Origin of the sequence: Dermabacter sp. HMSC06F07, from assembly GCF_001807345.1 — a bacterium.
Taxonomy (GTDB): domain Bacteria; phylum Actinomycetota; class Actinomycetes; order Actinomycetales; family Dermabacteraceae; genus Dermabacter; species Dermabacter hominis.
On record NZ_KV788574.1, the window covers coordinates 15,299 to 32,318 of the forward strand.

Annotated in this window: 11 protein-coding genes; 7 read left to right on the forward strand and 4 right to left on the reverse strand. The window is 63.2% G+C overall.

The window, feature by feature from the left end:
- Positions 1-390: 390 nt before the first annotated feature.
- From HMPREF3157_RS02240 to HMPREF3157_RS02260, 5 genes are read left to right on the forward strand one after another with little or no spacing between them, the layout of a single operon-like run.
- Positions 391-1,899 carry a MinD/ParA family ATP-binding protein gene (locus HMPREF3157_RS02240; protein ID WP_070435427.1) on the forward strand — a complete coding sequence of 503 codons (1,509 nt, stop codon included), beginning with the start codon at positions 391-393 and terminating at the stop codon, positions 1,897-1,899.
- On the forward strand, positions 1,860-5,063 hold the full coding sequence (locus HMPREF3157_RS02245) for a DEAD/DEAH box helicase (RefSeq protein ID WP_141740584.1): 3,204 nt from the start codon (positions 1,860-1,862) through the stop codon (positions 5,061-5,063). The genes HMPREF3157_RS02240 and HMPREF3157_RS02245 overlap by 40 nt, the downstream gene beginning before the upstream one ends.
- On the forward strand, positions 5,060-5,827 hold the full coding sequence (locus HMPREF3157_RS02250) for an SWIM zinc finger family protein (protein WP_070435419.1): 768 nt from the start codon (positions 5,060-5,062) through the stop codon (positions 5,825-5,827). The genes HMPREF3157_RS02245 and HMPREF3157_RS02250 overlap by 4 nt, the downstream gene beginning before the upstream one ends.
- Positions 5,796-7,427, forward strand: coding sequence for a serine hydrolase domain-containing protein (locus tag HMPREF3157_RS02255; RefSeq protein WP_070435420.1), 1,632 nt, complete (start codon positions 5,796-5,798; stop codon positions 7,425-7,427). The genes HMPREF3157_RS02250 and HMPREF3157_RS02255 overlap by 32 nt, the downstream gene beginning before the upstream one ends.
- A 5-nt stretch (positions 7,428-7,432) precedes the next feature.
- Positions 7,433-8,263, forward strand: a complete 831-nt coding sequence (locus tag HMPREF3157_RS02260; protein ID WP_070435421.1) for a spermidine synthase — start codon at positions 7,433-7,435, stop codon at positions 8,261-8,263.
- Between the two features lie 12 nt (positions 8,264-8,275).
- Here the strand turns inward: HMPREF3157_RS02260 and HMPREF3157_RS02265 are convergent, their stop codons facing one another.
- Positions 8,276-9,418: a protein kinase domain-containing protein gene (locus tag HMPREF3157_RS02265; protein ID WP_070435422.1), complete on the reverse strand. Its 1,143-nt coding sequence runs from the start codon at positions 9,416-9,418 to the stop codon at positions 8,276-8,278.
- A 644-nt stretch (positions 9,419-10,062) separates the two neighbouring features.
- Between HMPREF3157_RS02265 and HMPREF3157_RS02270 the strand changes: the two genes are divergently transcribed.
- Positions 10,063-11,823 (forward strand): ATP-binding cassette domain-containing protein, encoded by a 1,761-nt coding sequence (locus tag HMPREF3157_RS02270; RefSeq protein ID WP_070435423.1) that lies wholly within the window; start codon positions 10,063-10,065, stop codon positions 11,821-11,823.
- Positions 11,824-12,732: 909 nt separating this feature from the next.
- Here HMPREF3157_RS02270 and HMPREF3157_RS02275 read toward each other — a convergent pair.
- From HMPREF3157_RS02275 to HMPREF3157_RS02285, 3 genes are all read right to left on the reverse strand, one after another.
- On the reverse strand, positions 12,733-13,326 hold the full coding sequence (locus HMPREF3157_RS02275; RefSeq protein ID WP_141740585.1) for a type 2 periplasmic-binding domain-containing protein: 594 nt from the start codon (positions 13,324-13,326) through the stop codon (positions 12,733-12,735).
- A 6-nt stretch (positions 13,327-13,332) separates the two neighbouring features.
- Positions 13,333-14,688: a replicative DNA helicase gene (gene dnaB / locus HMPREF3157_RS02280; RefSeq protein ID WP_034371573.1), complete on the reverse strand. Its 1,356-nt coding sequence runs from the start codon at positions 14,686-14,688 to the stop codon at positions 13,333-13,335.
- Positions 14,689-14,761: 73 nt separating this feature from the next.
- On the reverse strand, positions 14,762-15,046 hold the full coding sequence (locus tag HMPREF3157_RS02285; protein ID WP_040386431.1) for a GNAT family N-acetyltransferase: 285 nt from the start codon (positions 15,044-15,046) through the stop codon (positions 14,762-14,764).
- A gap of 552 nt (positions 15,047-15,598) precedes the next feature.
- Between HMPREF3157_RS02285 and HMPREF3157_RS02290 the strand changes: the two genes are divergently transcribed.
- Positions 15,599-17,020 (forward strand): DUF222 domain-containing protein (locus HMPREF3157_RS02290; protein WP_141740586.1); only part of this gene is annotated, 1,422 nt, incomplete at its 3' end.

The following is a 17,020-nucleotide window of genomic DNA, read 5'->3' on the forward strand; positions in this document are numbered from 1 at the left end:
TGGGGCTCACGGTCCGTCCGCTGGCTCCGCGGGACAAAGGGGGGAGGTCCCTGCGGAGCGGCGATCGGGTTCGGGGGAACATCCGATCGCCAGGCCGCACGCGCAAGGGGGTGAGCGCTGTGCGGCGGCTATATTCCGGCACATGTGCCGTGCTTGTGCCGCACCTGCGGCACCGGAGCACCGCGGAGCGGGCAACGCCGGTACTCCAACTCTAAAACACTTTGCGGCAAATGTGAACCTCGTTAGTCCCTCCACATTCGAGTGTTGTCCACGGACGGATTAGTGCCGGCATCGACGTGCCATCCACCGTTTAAGGTCGGGCCGTTACGATGGAGGGCCAGGGCGCTCAACCGTCCTTGTCAGCATCCCCCATTTCCAGCGAGGACCTTCATGATTGCTCACGCACGTATCGTTTCGGCGAAGGACGCCACGATTCAGTTCGCCGATCGCGCCGAACGCATCGAAGGCGAGAGCAGGAACGAGGTGCGCACTGCGATCAAGCACGCCTTCGTCGCGGAAGCGCGAAAGCAGGAATCACCGATCGACGTCGTCATTTTCGACGGCCCTGCGACCCACAATCTTCGCGTCGAGCCCAATGGCCGGATCCAGCCACGCGAGGCGGATTCTCGGCCGCTCTACGCCTCAAGCGCGGCAATGCCTGCCGCTTCGGGCCAAAAGCGCGGGCGCCATTCGGCACTGAGCGCGACGAGCCCGGCTTCCGGGAACACCCCGCGACCCACGAGCGCCTCCTCCCCCGGCTCCGCGAGCGCGGCCTCTGCTGCGGCCCTCGCCGACCTGCAAAAGCGGCTCGCGGCCGCCGAGGAGCGTCCGGCCGCCGATTCGATGTCCTCTCCCGAGGCCCTCGATGGCACGCGTCGCGCAGGTGGCGATGAGCTCACCCCCTCCTCGACGACACAGCCGCACGAGCCCGTTGTGGCACCGAAGCGCGAGCTTCCGAAGGACGATCTGCCGACGCTCGATGACCTGCGTGCGGGCAACGACGCCCACCGCAAACCGGTCGCCACGCGAGGCTTCAACAAGTTCGTCCGCCAGGCCACCTTCGGTCTCATTAAGCCCGGCCCGGGGCGCGCGGAGCGCCGCGAACTCGATCAGATCGAGCGGATCCGCAAGCGGCTCGACGCGCCGAAGAACATCGCGGTCGTGAACCTCAAGGGCGGCGCCCACAAGACCACGAGCGTGCTCATGCTCGCAGCGACCCTCGGCATGTTCCGCGGCGGCAGCGTGCTCGCATGGGATAACAACGAGACGCGCGGCACCCTGGGCTGGCGAGGCATCCCGAGCGACCACCACCTCACGGCGCTCGACCTTCTCAATAACCTCGACCACTTCGCGGGCACGGATGCGCGCGTTGCCGATCTCGACAAGTACGTGCGCCCGCAAGGCGACATGAACTTCGACATCCTCGCCTCTGATGAGGATCCTGGATCGGCGGCCTCGATCGATGGTGATGCGTTCAATCGCCTCAACGACACGCTCTCGCGCTTCTACCGCATCAAGGTCGTGGATACGGGCAACAATGTTCGCGCCTCGAACTGGCTGGCTGCCGTCGAAGGCGCCGATCAGCTCGTGATCGTCTCGACGGTTCGAGAGGACACCTTCAACGCGGCAGCGTGGATGATCGATGAACTCCGTATGACGGGCCACAAGAAGCAGGTCGAGAAGGCGGTCACGATCCTGTCGCACTCCTCGCGCGGGAAGATCGACCGCGTGCTCCGCAAACGCCTGCTGCATCATTTCGGCGCGCACACTCGTGCCGTGCTTGAGGTTCCGTTCGAGCCGCACTTCGTGGATGGCGGAAGCCTCGAGTGGGGCAAGCTCTCGAAGGAGACGCGTCAGGCGTGGATGAATGCAACCGCGACGGTAGCCGACGGGCTCTGAGCACCACTGGAGCCTCGCACGCGACCCGCGAGGCTGACCTCCACTCGTGCACGCTCCACCTCCACGCTGATGCCTCGCTCGGCGTGAGCCTGTGGGCCCACGCGACCGACTCCGAGCGCCGCGCGAGCATCCTCGACGCACTCGAGCCCGCCCTCACCGCGCTCTCCCCCGAAGGCACGCGGCCCGCTGCGCTCGCGCCACTTGGGGCGTGGCTCGCGCGACCCATGCGCCACGTCATCGAGGTCGACTTTCGCGGCCGCCGCAGGAAGGTGCGCACGCTCGCGCTCGAGAGCACGCACCTCGCCGAGCTCACCACGGCTCTGCGCGCGCGCATCGCCCACCTCGCACGCACGTCGGCCACGCCGCGCGATACGAGCGAAAACGGGATCACGCAGCTGATGAGCGAACTCGCCAAGGCAGCTCGCCCCCTCGATCTTGGTGAGGGAGTCCTTCTCGCCCCCGAGACGCTCGCTGTGCTCAATCTCGATTCGCACGCACGTCGCATCGTCGCGAGGCGCGACATCGTTCCCGGTCCTGAAAGCGCACACGACACGAGCCGCGTGCGATGGCGCCTCGCCCCCGGCCTCGCGGTGGGGACCTCCCCCGCTCACCCCGCTCTCGAACACCTCGTCGACGCCCACGCGCGCGTGGCCTTCACACGCCTGCGCACGGAACACGAACGGGCGGGAAAGCTCCCGGGCGCCGAGGAACTCGCGGGGCTCGACCCCGTGGGCGCGGCACTCCTCGATGCTCTCGACGGCAGCGACGCGCTTCTCACGCTCGACACGATCAACGATCGCCGCGTGCGAAAAGCTCTCGATGATTTCGCCCAATCGGCGCTCACCGGCGTCCTCTTGAGCGAGGCGCGGCCGCGGCTCACGGTGCGCGTGCGCGAGGCACAAAAGAAGGGGTACGACGCCGGCTCGGCAACCGTCGGACTTCGTGTGTACTCCAGTGCCGCCCGCTGGCAGGTCGAGGTGTGCCTCGCGGAAACGTCGGGCCGCGTGCACCTGCTCGGGGAGCTCGTGAACGCGGGCGACCTCACGAGCGTGGGCGCACTCGAGCACGCCTCCCACGTGCGCCGCCTTTCTCCGACGCTTGCGGCGATCCACGCCGATCCGGGCGGGCTCACGTGGAACCTCTCCACAAAGGAGCTTTCGCGCTTCCTCACCGAGGACGCGAACGTGCTCGAAACCGAGGGCATCGTGGTCATGCTTCCGCGCGAATGGACGAAGCAGCCCGTGAGCGTGGTCGCGAAGGTCGCGACGCCGCAGGAGGATCCCGAGAATCGCCCCACAAAGTCGGTGGGACTCTCGGGTGCCATGGCGTCGTTTGAGTTCTCGGTCGCCGTCGGGGAATCGATGCTGAGCCCCGACGAGCTCGAGGAACTCCTCGAAGAGCAGCGCGAACTCGTGAACATCCGCGGGCAGTGGGTGCGCCTCGATTCCTCGACGCTCCGTGCCGCGACGGCCTTCCTCGCGGGCGCCCGCCACGCCGCCGCGGTGCAACCACGCGATGACGGGCACGAGAAACTCTCCGACGTTCAGTTCCGAAGCCTGCTCGCGCACGAGGACCTGAGCGATCTGAATCTGCGCGTCGAGGCCACGAGCGCCAATGGGGACGAACTCCTTTTCGGTGCCGATAAAGTCCCCGTGCCGGCGCTGCCCGCGCCGCGCACGCTCAAGGCGACGCTCCGCCCCTATCAAAAGCGCGGCCTCGATTGGCTCACGTTCCTCGACTCCCGCGACCTCGGCGGGATCCTCGCCGACGACATGGGCCTCGGCAAAACGATGCAGGTCCTCGCGTTCCTCGCGCGCGAACGCGAGAAGCTCCCCCAGATCGGGCCCACGCTTCTCGTGTGCCCCATGTCGGTCCTCGGTAGCTGGCAGCGCGAGGCCGAGCGCTGGCTCCCCAGCCTCGACGTCCACATCCACCACGGCCCCGATCGCCTCCACGGCGAGGCCTTCCGCGAGCGCGCGAGGAAGGCGCACCTCACGCTCACGACCTACGCACTCGTCGCACGCGACTTCGATGACCTCGCCTCCGCGAAGTTCCACCGCGTGATCCTCGACGAAGCGCAACACGTCAAGAATCACGACACCGGCGTCACGCAGGCCGTCAAGGCCCTGCCCGAGGGGCGACGCCTCGCACTCACGGGCACGCCCGTCGAGAACGACCTCACGGACCTCCACTCGATCCTCTCAATCACCACACCCGGGCTTCTCCCGAGCGAAACGGCCTTCAGAGAGCGATTCGTCAAGCCCATCAACGAGGGCAACCAGGCCGTGCAGGAACGCTTGAGTCTTGTGACGCGCCCCTTCATCCTGCGGCGCGTCAAGACGGATCGAAGCATCATCTCGGATCTTCCCGACAAGCGCGAAGAGCGCGAGCTGGTCAATATCACCGAGGAACAGGCCGGGCTCTACAAGGCGCTCGTCGAGGACATGACGAAAGAGCTCGACCAGCTCGCGAAAGTTTCTGACCCCCTCGCCCGCGACCGCCGGCGCCGCACGATCGTGAGCACCACGATCATGAAAATGAAGCAGGTCCTCGGGCATCCCGCGCATTTTCTCGGCGACGGCTCGCCCCTGCTGGATGCCTCTGGCGAGCACAGAAGCGGAAAACTCGAGCGCCTCGACACGATCCTCGAATCTGTCGTCGCGAGCGGCGAGAAGGCCCTCGTTTTCACGCAGTTCACGGCGTTTGCCCCCACGATGCTCGAGCATTGGAACAACACGTTCGGGATTCGCGTGCCGTTCCTCCACGGTGGAATCTCGAAGGCCGAGCGCGACGAGATGGTGCGCGAGTTCCAGAACTCCCCCGGCACCCCGGGGGCGATGCTCCTTTCGCTCCGCGCAGGCGGCACCGGCATCACTCTCACGGCCGCGAATCACGTGATCCACCTGGATCGTTGGTGGAATCCGGCCGTCGAAAACCAGGCCACCGACCGCGCCTTCCGCATCGGCCAAACCCGGGACGTTTCCGTCCACAAGCTCATCTCGATCGGAACGATCGAGGAGAAGATCGACGATGTGCTGCGCACCAAGCTCGAGCTCGCAGAACACACCGTCCGCTCCGGCGAAGGCTGGCTCACGGAGCTCAGCAATGAGAAGCTCGCCGAGATCGTCGCTCTCGGCGACGCGCGGAAGGAAAGACGCTCATGAGCATCGAGATGACGTCGAAACGCGGCGCGATCGGCGAAAGCTTCCTCGCGACCGAGTTTCTCGCACGCGCAGAGGTCCAGCTCGGCCGTACACGGCTCGCGGCAGGTAAGCGCCTCGCGCGCGCGGGCGCCGTTCAATGGCTCGACGTGACGCCCGGGCACGTGAAGGCAGAGGTCTCCGCCGCAATCGACGGCACGCTCACCCATCCGCAACTCGACTTCGGGCCGCGCCTGCCTCGCGACATCGAGGCCCTCGCCGCGCGCGCCAAGCGCGACCCGCACGAGATCCTCGCCGTGCTCGCGGGAACGTACGACAACGCCGGCGAACGCACCCTCGAACGCGAGGGCCTCTCCCTCCTCCCGAGCGCGGAGTTGCCCCTGTCCTTCGGCTGCACGTGCCTGCGCTGGCCCGACGTGTGCGAGCACGTGTGGGCGCTCACCGTCGCCTTCACCGAGCACATCGACCGGGCACCGGCGGATTACCTTGCGCTTCTGGGGTTGGACGTGGAGAAGCTTCACCTCACGAAAGCAGCGTCCGACGCTCCCCCGGCAACCGTCGGACCAGATCCCCACGTCGAGACCCGCACCCGTTTTGATCCCGCGCGGCTCGAATCCGAGATACTGGTGAGAGCAATGGGCGAAGAGGCAGCGGCTCTCGTGGCCGCGTTCTACGCTGAAGCACAAAGAGGCGGCGACGTGCCGCACACCGAGACGAAAGGACGGGGCCAGGGCGATGGCTCACGAGCTGACACAGGAGACGATTGACGCCGTCGCGGCGATTTTTGACAAGGCTGTCGCGGAGCACCGCATGGCGGGCGTCGCGTGGGGCATTGCGTCGGGCGGTGAGGTGCTCGCCTCGGGTGGTGCGGGCTCGAGCGCGCTCGCGGGCGGCGACAGGGCCGAGGAGGCATTCACGCCTCGTGTCGATTCAATCTCGCGCATTGCGTCGATGACGAAGTCGTTCACGGCCGCGACGATCCTCGCGCTTCGAGATGAGGGCAAGCTGCGCCTCGACGACCCGATCTCTACCTACGTTTCCGCAGCCGAGGGCATCGGCGCGTTCAGCGAGGACTCCCCCGCGCTCACGCTTCGCCACGCCCTCACGATGGCCGCGGGTTTCGTCACGGATAACCCGTGGGGTGACCGGCAGGAGTCGATGAGCACCGACGAGTTCGATGAATACATCGCCGGCGGTCTCTCGCTCATCGCCGAACCCGGCTGCGGATTCGAATACTCGAACACGGGCTTCGTGCTTCTCGGACGCGTGATCGACGAGGTCACGGGCATGAGCTTCCGCGACGAAATTCGCCGCCGCTTCATCGATCCTCTCGGGATGAAGGACACGGTGTTCTCGCTCTCGGAGATGACCGATGACCAGCGCTCGCGCGTGCTCACGGGTCACCGCGTGGGCGACGGGGAGGGCGCGAAGCGGTTCGAAGACGTCGATTTTGACACTCCCGGCGCCTTCGGCGCGATGGCGGGGCTCTTCTCAACCGTCGCCGACGTCGCGAAGTGGACGGCGTTCCTCGCCGAGGTGGGCGTGCATGGCGCCGACGGCATCAGCGACGACTCGCGCGCGATGCTCTCGCCGGCTTCGCGCCGCGAGATGCAGGAGATTCACCGCATCCAAGAGTGGCCGGTTCTCGAGGATGGAAACGGTTTCGGTCGCGTTCGCGGCTACGGTTACGGGCTCGTCGTCGAGAAATTCCCGAAGCTCGGCGATGTCATCTCCCACTCCGGTGGATACCCGGGCTACGGCTCGTACATGGTGTGGCTGCGCGGCACGGGCCTGACCGTGATCGCCCTCGCGAACTCCAAGTACGCGCCCGCGATCCCCTGCTCCCTCGACGCGCTCGAGGCGATCCGCACCCACCAGGCCGAACTCGTCGACGCTCCGAAGCGTGAACTCGCGCCCACCACGCGCGACGCCCTCGAGAAGGCTCTCGCGTGGCTGCGCGACGTCGAGCTCGAAGGCCAGCCGACGACCCTCGTGCCGAGCGGCTCGGCGCGCACCGTGCTCGCAACCCGCGCCGAGCAGGGCGTGAGCGAGGAAAGCGACCCGCTTCTCGCGCTGTTTGCGACCAACATGGATCAGGACGTCTCGCGCGCCGAACGCGTGCGTCTGCGTGACGCAGCCCTGCGGATCGCCGGCCTCGGCCGCGCCGACCTCACGCTCGAGAAGGCGGCGAGTCTGAAGGTGCTTTCACCGTTCCAAGCGGTGTGCACGTTCGAGGGCGAAAGCGGGAAGGTCCTCATCGACCTGCTCATGGATCCGCGCAAGAACTCCCAGATCCAAGCGCTCAACATCAAGGGCGAGTCGAAGGACAAGGGTGAGGCCTCGGGCGCCGCACCCATCGGAATCTGAGCCTCATGCCGCACATCCACCTCGAGGTGAGCGACCTCGATGCCGCCCTGGTCGACGACCTCGACTGGGGCGGCACGATCCTCACGATCGGCGGGCACGAGCAGTCTCACGTCAATCCCGCCGATCCGCGAGAGATCCGCTACGAGTACTTGAGGCGCATCGCGAACGTTCTCGACGAAGGATTCGAGACGGGCGCGCCGATCAGCATTCTCCACCTCGGCGCGGGTGCGCTCACACTCGCGCGGTACGTGCAGGCCACGCGCCCGGGAAGCATGCAGCTCGCGGTCGACATCGAACCCCGCCTCGTCACGTTCGTGCTCGAGAACCTGCCTCTTCCAGCGGGCACGCGCCTCGAGCACCGCGTGGGCGACGCACTTGCCGAGGTGCGTGCGCTCTCGCAGGAGCACGCGGGCTCCGCCTCCGCCTCCAGCGGCGAGGTCCGACGGTTCCACGCCGCCGTCCTCGATGTGTTCAGCGGGAAGGAGACCGCGCCTCACCTCGCAACGGCGAGCTTTTATGGCGCTGCGCTCGACGTGCTCGACGCGGAAGCTGAGGATCCGGGAGTGCTCCTCGTCAATATCGGCGACGACGAGCCCCAACGCTTCCTCGACGCGCAGGCGCGAGAGCTTCACGCCGCGTGCGCCGAGCGGGACTACCCCGAGCCGTGGATCCTCACTGATGCTCACGTCGCGCACTCCCGTGCGACGGGCAACTCGATTCTCGTGGCAGGCCCCCTCACGGCTCGCGAGGATTTTATGCAGATTGCCTCGCGCGTGCTGGCCTCTGGGCCTCATCCCGCTGTCGTGGAGCCGTGGCGCGACGTCCTCGGCGGTTAGCTCCGCCGCGCTTTACAGGAAACCAATGAGCGTGAGCGATGCGAAGGCGCCCGCGCCGATCGCGATTGTCATGCCCGCGATGATCGCGGCCCACCCCACGAGAGTCATCCGGTCATAGCTGCGCGCACGCTCACCCAGCCCGCGCTTTCCGGTGCGAATATCGATGTCGTTCTCATCCGGACTCGACGGCACGAGCGAAACCGCGGGGGGCATCCGTCGTTCGGGCGGATCGAACGGCGCCTCGACGTCGTCCACTTCTTCGATAATCGCGGCGCTTGGGGGACGCTGCGGCACGGGCGACGGCACGGGCTCAACGGTGGGCGGTTCCCCCTCGTACGGATCGAAATCTTCCGGAATATCCGGCATGAGGTCCACAATTTCAAGCCGGGAACCGTCGGAAAGAAGTGCCGGGGAACCGGGCTCCACGCTCGGGAGCTGCGCGAGGGCCTCCCGCGCGCTCGGGCGCTCGGCGGGGTCGCTCGCAAGCATTGCGGCGAGGACCCGGGCGAATTCGGGCGAGAGACCTTCGGGAATTGTCGTATCGCTTAGCGCGGTGGGGCCGGCGAGCGTGAACAGCACAGACGCACCAAGCGCGTAGACGTCGGCCGCGGGTGTAGCGACGGCACCGGCGGCGACCTCGGGCGCGAAGAAATCCTCCACGGTCGCGGTGTCCACGACCGGGAAATCTGACGCTTCGACCTCCGGCATCGCTGCGCTCACGCCCGCGAGCACAGCGAATACGGGTGGCCGATCTTCCCGGCACATGATCGTAGTGGCGCTCACACGGCGATGCACCCACCCCGCCTCATGCATCGTTGCGAGCGCCTCGAGGATTTGCCTCGCGATCGTGAGTGCCGCTGACTCGCCGAGCGTCCCCCTGAGGCTCACAACTTCGGCGAGGGTGCCACCTGACACGAGCGGCATTGCCACGAGCGCCTCGGACTCGTCCATCGCATACGGGGAAAGAAGATGCGGGTGGGCAAAGGCACCGTCGGAATTTTCGAGTATCCGCCTCGCCGAGACCAACTGCCCGTCACCGAGAACCTTGAGCGCACACTGATCCTCGCGTTCGCAGTCCCACGCACGCCAGACCTCGCCCGTGCGTGAGCGCTCGACAAGGTCGATCCGCACGAAACGCTTGCCGTAGGCGTTCATGGACCTAGATCAGCACACGCCGACGCATCTTTCAACTTCTGTAGCGTTTCAGTGTTGACATTCGCATTTTGTGGCCAGCCTTGCACATATGAATATGCAGGCTGAGTTCGCAGGCATTCTCCTCCGGGGGCATGGCCATGAAGGCCTCAACGCGCGGGCTATGAAGCAACGAGCAATGGCAGCGCGTAACAGTCACCAAGTATTCCTAAGGGTCTTCACGTAAGACGGCACCCGAGCCCAAAGAAGCTGAGGAATGTTCTGGCCAACATTCGAGCTTGCGTTCGACGCTGGGGCCACATGACCCACGGCGTTCAACTGGCTTGCTCACGGCTCACAGCCGCCCGAGGCAGGTAAGTCTAGCCAGCTTTCGTCAGCTTCCTCTAAGTTCTCCCAACGGCTCACCTGGAAGGAGGGCTAGAGCCTTGCCGTGCCCCAAGCACCACGCACGCGTGACCATCGTCACACAGCGGTGTATGATCCGAGATGACCCAAGAGGAGGTGATTTCAATGACGATTCAACTTTCCCAAAAGACGCCTCGCCCACACCAAGGCGCATACGGACAAACGCACTGCAGCTCACACTGCTCCAGCCCCAACTCCAATCTCGCCATGAGCGAAGGGAAAACTAGCGAGGGGCGGACGTCATGACGACTTCCACCATCAAGACCGCGCTTTGGGCCGTGTATCAGTTGTGGAAATACTCGCCGGCGGTCCTGATGTTCTATCTGATTTTCGTGATCGTCGACAGTCTCGGCCCTGCGCTGATGGTGATCGCGGTTGAAAACCTCGTACACGAGGCCACTACGAGGGAATCACACTCCCAACTGTCTGGAGCTATTGTCGCGGCGGGGCTCGTATTCGGGCTGAACTCCAGCGTTCGGTCTGTTGTGATGACTCTCAGTCAAATCTTGAGCCGAAAAACCCGGGCGGGCATGGAGTATGAGTTCGCGAAAGCAATGTCCCGTGTACCGGCAGACCAGCTCATGGGAGACTCGCTCACTACCCGAGCAAGAACCGCTAGCGAAGCCATTGCAACGGCGGCATCCTTCCATGGAACCTATGTGATCAATTCGTTCCGCGCAGTCGCCACCATGGCATTTTTGGTCCTCGCCTTAGCTCCTTACAGTGTCATTTCGGCGTTGGTCATCGTGCTGGCTACGATTCCTACGCTCATCGCTTTTACGCTGGTCGCCAAAGTCGAAGGCCGAACCTGGCCCTTGGTTTCTCACGAAGTAAAGTTCGGAAGCTACGCTCTCAATCAGTTGGTTTACGAAAAGCCAGCTTTCGAGCTGTCGGCACTTGGGACCGGCTTCAAATTAGCTCGCGTCGTTAAGCAGCGGTCCTTCAAAGCCGCACAGCTCTTTGTCTCGGCGATGTCGAAGTCCACTATCCTTATCGTTCTGGGTGGGCTTTTTGCGACTGGCCTCTTGATCTTTGCTCTATTCACACTCGCCTCTGATAGTGGTCTCGGTGCAGGTGTTCTTGCTGCCGGAGTGGTGGCACTGATTTCGAGCATGTCAGCTACGTCTGATGCCTCGTACACTCTGGGTAGTGTTGTGTCAGGCACCCCGATCGTCGATGCCTATAGACGGTTTACTAATGAGTTCCAAGGTGAGGCCCGGGAAGCTTCCTCGTCAGACGCCGATACACCTCGAGCAGATATACAAAGTCTTCACGTGCGTTCCGTTTCCTATAGCTATCCTCATGGCGCGGCTAAAGCGCTCGATAACATTTCACTGTCTGCGGAGAAGGGGCAACTCATCGGCATCGTCGGCGTGAATGGCGCAGGCAAAACAACGCTGGTCCGTATCATCATGGGGCTGTTTAACCCCAGTACTGGCGACGTTCTGATAAACGGTGAACCGATCAACTACTTCGACGACGTCTCGCGCACCAGCCTTTTTGGATTACTGTCGCAAGAGTTTGGGCGATACGAACTCACAGTGAGGGAGTCCTTGCTTCTCGGGACAAGAAGAGACTATGTCTGCGACAGTGAACTTTGGGACGCGCTTGATGCGGCCAGACTGCGAAAAGCCGTCGAAGACCTACCGAATAAGCTAGATTCCCAACTGGGCGAGCAGTTCGGCGGGGTCGGACTCTCTGGCGGCCAATGGCAGCGACTTGCGCTAGCGCGAATAGCTCTGCGCAATGCTCCAGTGTGGATTCTTGATGAACCGACAAGTGCCATCGATGCAGAGAGTGAGAGGGCAATCTTCGATGACCTTGCATCCGGACCCACGAAAAACGATCGCATAACCATCGTCGTATCCCACCGTGCTGCCACATTACGTGCTATGGACCGAATCTATGTCATCGAAGAAGGACAACTGATTCAATCAGGCACCTACTTAGAGCTGCTGGCATCGCCAGGCCGGTTTCGCGAAATTTTTCGTGAAGAAGAATAGAACACACACCATTGTGAGTCATATATCGAGTTCTACTTTCATGACGCGAATTCGGGATGAGACTGCACCAAAGAGGAGCGTAGTCTTAAAGTCGTTGATTCGTAAAAGTGCGCCAGTACCCTTCTGATATCCAACGTCCACAACGTGGATCAACCTTCCTAGCGTAGAAACTTCACCCGCCCTAGCGGGTCTCTTCCCTCTACACGGCCTAAGATGGCGGCCGAGTTCGACGGGTGGTAGCGACGCCGTGTTCGTGTCGGAGAAGGTTGCGGTGCGGGAGATCGCACGCCCTTGCGTGCGCAGTCGCTCTACTGTTTCTCTGTAGTCGAAGCGGGACGGGATGCTTCGTGCTCGCTTCGCGAAGGACTATTCCTCACGAGTGAAAGCGTGCTGCTTTCGAAAAACAACGCCGCCCGAATGGGCTCAAGATCCCGTCAAACCTTGAACAACCCGGCATCGTCCAGCATCACTTAAATGAAAACTTGCCGCCGGAACAGGTGTGAGGCCGGGTGCGTAACGTCTTTCCCGACCGCAAGGATCTGTGGGTGAGACACGAAACTGTGTATAAACCGATCAACCTACAGACCAATGGGGATCTCAACCGGAGTGGCAGCTCTTACTCGCATAAGCCCGACTATTCGATATCCCCACACCGTCTTAGCGAGCGCCGACGCCACTTCACGGACACGTCTCGTTCTGAGCGCGTCCACCCCGCCACTCCTTCAGACTCCTAGTCAGCGGATTTGCCTCGCGATCATGAGTGCCGCTGACTCGCCGAGCGTCCCCCTGAGACTCACAACTTCGGCGAGCGTGCCACCTGTCACGGGCAGCATTGCCACGCACGCCAGACCTCGCCCGTGCGTGAGCGCTCGACCAGGTCGATCCGCACGAAACGCTTGCCGCAGGCGTTCATAGGCCGCCCTGCCCACGCGTGCGCACGCGCCCAATGAGGGTCTGGAGATCCTCGAGCCGGCGTTCCCACCACGACTCGGGCTTCACGCGCTCGAGGAGTTCATCGAGCTCCGGCACGAGATGCCACACGTGAAAATCCGCGCCCGAATCCGCGGGTGGGCGCGCAGCGCCTGAAAAAACCCGCGCGAGAGCTTCGCCAGTGCGATCGCATTGAAACTCGACACCCGTGACCGCCGGAAACTGGGCCCCGCGGGCCGCCTCGAGCGCGTACTCCCACGCGGGTGCGATGTGTTCCTCAAGTCCCTGCACCGAGGCGAGTGGGGCGGGTGTGCCTCGATGGGCGACCCACACGCCACGAATGTCGAGCACCGCATCCACGCGGCACAGCCGCTCACCGTCGGCCCCGGCCGCGCTCACGTACACGAGGTTGCGCAGTGCATCCGCGGGCGTCAGGGGGGACACGAATCTGGCGAGCGGTTCCGCGATTGTCGCAGGCAGAGCTCGGCGAAGCGGCGCATGCTCAGCGCCCGCCAGCTCATTCCCGCTCAGCGACACGTCCTCACCTCCGAGTTCATCCATCAGTGTCGACATGGCTCGCTACTGCGCCATGTCCTTGAAACGCGAGTAATGCCCCTCGAACGCCACGGGAATGGTTTTCGTTGCGCCATTGCGGTGCTTCGCGACGATGAGGTCCGCCTCGCCCGCGCGCGCCGATTCCTTCTCGTAGTAGTCCTCGCGGTGGATGAGCACGATGAGGTCCGCATCCTGCTCAATCGAGCCGGATTCGCGAAGGTCACTCATCATGGGCTTCTTGTCGGTACGCTGCTCATTGCCGCGGTTCAGCTGCGAAATGGCGATCACGGGCACCTCGATCTCCTTCGCGAGGAGCTTGAGCGCACGCGAGAATTCCGAAACCTCCTGCTGGCGCGACTCGACGCGCTTACCGGAGCTCATGAGCTGCAGGTAGTCGATCACGACCAGTTTGAGATCCGCCTTCTGCTTGAGGCGACGGCACTTCGCGCGAATCTCCATGAGGGTCATGTTCGCCGAATCGTCGATATACAGCGGCGCATCCATGAAGCGAGTCGTGGCGCGCGCAAGGCGCTCCCAGTCCTGATCGTCGACCGTGCCGTCGCGAAGGCGACTCATCGGCACCTGCGCTTCGGCGGCCATGATGCGCATCATGATCTCTTGGCGGTCCATTTCGAGGGAGAAAATGGCCGACGCCATCCCGTTGTGGATCGCGGCGCTCCTCATCACGTCCATGCCGAGAGTCGTCTTACCCATCGCGGGACGGCCAGCGAAAATGATCATCTGCCCGGGGTGCAGGCCCTGGGTCAGCTCATCAAACTCCGCGAATCCCGTGGGCACGCCGTTGACCTGACCGCCTCTGGACTGGAGCATCTCGATAAAGTCCATCGTCGGCTCAATCACTTCGGAAAGCTTCACGTAGTCCTCGGACTTCGTGCGGTCCGTGACCGAGTACACCTGCGCCTGCGCTTCATTGACGGCGGCATCAACCTCGCCGCCATCCGCAGCGAAGCCAAGCTGCACGATGCGCGTGCCCGCCTCAACGAGGCGACGGAGCGTAGCCCGCTCCGCGACGATTTCGGCATAGAACCCCGCGTTGGCAGCCGTCGGAACCGCATCGATCAAATCGGCGAGGTACGGGGCTCCACCGACTTTCTCGAGGTTGCCCTTCTCACGCAGCGCATCGGCGACCGTCACGAAGTCGGCCGGCTCCCCGCGACCGTAAAGGTCGATGATCGCCTCGTAAATGAGTTCGTGCGCGGGGCGGTAAAAGTCGTTGCTGCGGAGCTTCTCGACGACGTCGGCGATCGCATCCTTCGACAGCATCATGCCGCCAAGAACGCCCTGCTCAGCACCTAGATCCTGCGGCGGGAGGCGGTCCATTCCCTGATCGGGACCCGGCTCCAAAAGGGCGCTCGACATACGACCTCCTCAAGTCTCGGTGTGACTGCCCCCGAGGCGGGGCGTGAATGCCCCAGAATCCTATCGCGAGGTGCTACTCGGCGACGAGGTCTTGCACATCGGGGTTCTTCTCGAGCCAGCCCTGAACGTAGGGGCACACGGGGCGAACCTTCACGCCGTGACGGCGCGCATGTTCGAATGCCGCGGCGGTCACCTCGCCGGCGATGCCTCGCCCGCGAAACTCCGGATCCGTCACGACATGCGTGGCGACGAAAATGGCGCCATCATTCTCGCGGTCGTATTCGAGGTACCCCGCTTCCACGCCACCTTCCGTGGCAATGAAGCGCTGCTGGTCAGAAAAATGAGTCACGGTAGCCATGCCTTAAGTGTCGCAGGAGCGCGCGGGTCGCAACAGGCTTTTGGCTATTTTGGCCGGAGATCTCGAGGCATGGGCAGGGCTCGCTTGGCTCATGCGGGTCCGACGCTTGTTGGGCGACCGTCGGACCCATCCGCTTTCACCGCGGCGCCCCCTTCTCCTTTTCGCTCCTTGCCCCTTCCTCCATCGCCGCCGTACATCCCCCTTTCCTCCCCCCCTCACAGTTACCGTGGTGCACCTCACTCTGTTGTTTTTCGGGGTCGGTTTATCCACACTCGTATCCCCGGTTTTGGTGTGCGGTGTTTCTTGGGGAGGGGTTTTGCGTGACGATCAGTGCTCCACAATCCGTTTTTACCCACAAGAATTTCGGGTTTTCCACATGCAGGAGTTCTGTGGTTGCTGGTTTTCCACATTCTCTGGGCTGGTAGCAGGGTTCTTTTCGGGGCGGGCGAGTTTAAATGTCTCACCCTTCTTTTAGGCTCGAGACATCAATGAACAACACGAACTCTGGTCTCAAGAAGTTCAGTGTTAAGGGGAAGGGGGAATTCAGGAGCTATGAGTGCACCAACACTCGACCACACTGCCACTGCCGTTGATGCGATCAGCATGGATGGCGCTACTGTTGCTGCGGTTGGTGCTGCGGGGTCCACTGGCATCGTTTCCCCCACGACTGATTCACCCAATGCTCTGCCCATCTCTCGCGAACTCGTTGATTCCGGTGCTCCCACCCGCACGGACGTGCTGAATGTGCTGCTTTCCCGTTCTGAGGGTTGGCAGGCTTCGCTTGCGGGCATGCTGAAAGCCTTCCCCACCGCTCCTACGACATCTTCGTCCGGGGTTTCTCGCGGTGAGACGATGGTGCATCCGGTGACGACGCCCGCGCGTGTTCTTGATGGGCAGGATTTGCTGACGCGTCTGGATGTGTTGGAGTCACTCACGCGGATCGCGGAACTGACTGAAGCGGTCAAAGCGCATATTCTTTGCGAGCTTGATGAGACCGACGGCATCGGCCACCTCAACGGCAAAGAGATCGCTGCAAGCAACGCAGTGAAGTCTGAAAGCACCAAGCCGAGCGAACACTCACCCACGGAACCGGAGGATACTGCCAACCTCGATCCGTGTGCTGGCTTGGATTCTCTTAGCGACAAGGACCGGGCAAGAGTGTTCGCTGTGCGGCGGGCTCTCGCTCATGAGGTGTCGTTGATCCTCAAACAATCCCCTCACGCGACCAGTGTCGAGATTGCCCGCGCACGAATGCTCACGAAGAACCTGCCGACGCTTCTCGCGAACCTTCAGGCAGGACGCATCTCCATCAACGAAACCCACGCGATCACGAACAGCCTGCGCGATGCCACAAGTCCCCACGCCCAACAACTAGACCACCCAATCGCGCGAGAGTTGGAGCGTTCCCCACACGCCGGGAAAACACACTGGCGAAACTTCACCACAAACGCACTCCTCTCACTCGACCCTGCGACTGCGCTGGAGCGAGAAAAGACAGCATTCACCAAACGCCGCCTCACGTTGAGAACCTTACGCAACGGCATGAGCAGCCTCACCCTCACCCTGCGCACCCTCGACGCCACACGCATCCACGACCTGCTCACCAACCACGCTGCCCGCGCCTACAACACTCTCCACCAGCACGAAATCACCACCGCCAAAAAAGAAGCACACGACCACGCCCAACAAACCACCACCAAACTCCACTCGCTCCTCGAAAACGGCGACTTCACCCTGAGCCACCTCACCAAACCCGCCCCTACCCCACAGCCACGGATCCTCACTCAGCACGCGAAACTCACCAAGATCGAAGAACTCGAGTTAGAGGAAGCCGATGAAGCCGCCCGCACCAAAGCCAAAGCCTTCCTCACCAAGCTCGAACAGGAAAAACTCCGCCTCACAATCACGAACAACAGTGACGGTTCACCAGAGGTGAGCGTGGTAGTGGGGTTACCCGCAAATCGTGGACACGTA

Excerpts from the sequence above, each read along its gene's own strand:
- HMPREF3157_RS02240 (WP_070435427.1), top strand. The coding sequence starts at position 391 with ATGATTGCTCACGCACGTATCGTTTCGGCGAAGGACGCCACGATTCAG.
- HMPREF3157_RS02250 (WP_070435419.1), top strand. The coding sequence starts at position 5,060 with ATGAGCATCGAGATGACGTCGAAACGCGGCGCGATCGGCGAAAGCTTC.
- HMPREF3157_RS02255 (WP_070435420.1), top strand. The coding sequence starts at position 5,796 with ATGGCTCACGAGCTGACACAGGAGACGATTGACGCCGTCGCGGCGATT.
- HMPREF3157_RS02260 (WP_070435421.1), top strand. The coding sequence starts at position 7,433 with ATGCCGCACATCCACCTCGAGGTGAGCGACCTCGATGCCGCCCTGGTC.
- HMPREF3157_RS02265 (WP_070435422.1), bottom strand. The coding sequence starts at position 9,418 with ATGAACGCCTACGGCAAGCGTTTCGTGCGGATCGACCTTGTCGAGCGC.
- HMPREF3157_RS02270 (WP_070435423.1), top strand. The coding sequence starts at position 10,063 with ATGACGACTTCCACCATCAAGACCGCGCTTTGGGCCGTGTATCAGTTG.
- HMPREF3157_RS02275 (WP_141740585.1), bottom strand. The coding sequence starts at position 13,326 with ATGTCGACACTGATGGATGAACTCGGAGGTGAGGACGTGTCGCTGAGC.
- dnaB (WP_034371573.1), bottom strand. The coding sequence starts at position 14,688 with ATGTCGAGCGCCCTTTTGGAGCCGGGTCCCGATCAGGGAATGGACCGC.
- HMPREF3157_RS02285 (WP_040386431.1), bottom strand. The coding sequence starts at position 15,046 with ATGGCTACCGTGACTCATTTTTCTGACCAGCAGCGCTTCATTGCCACG.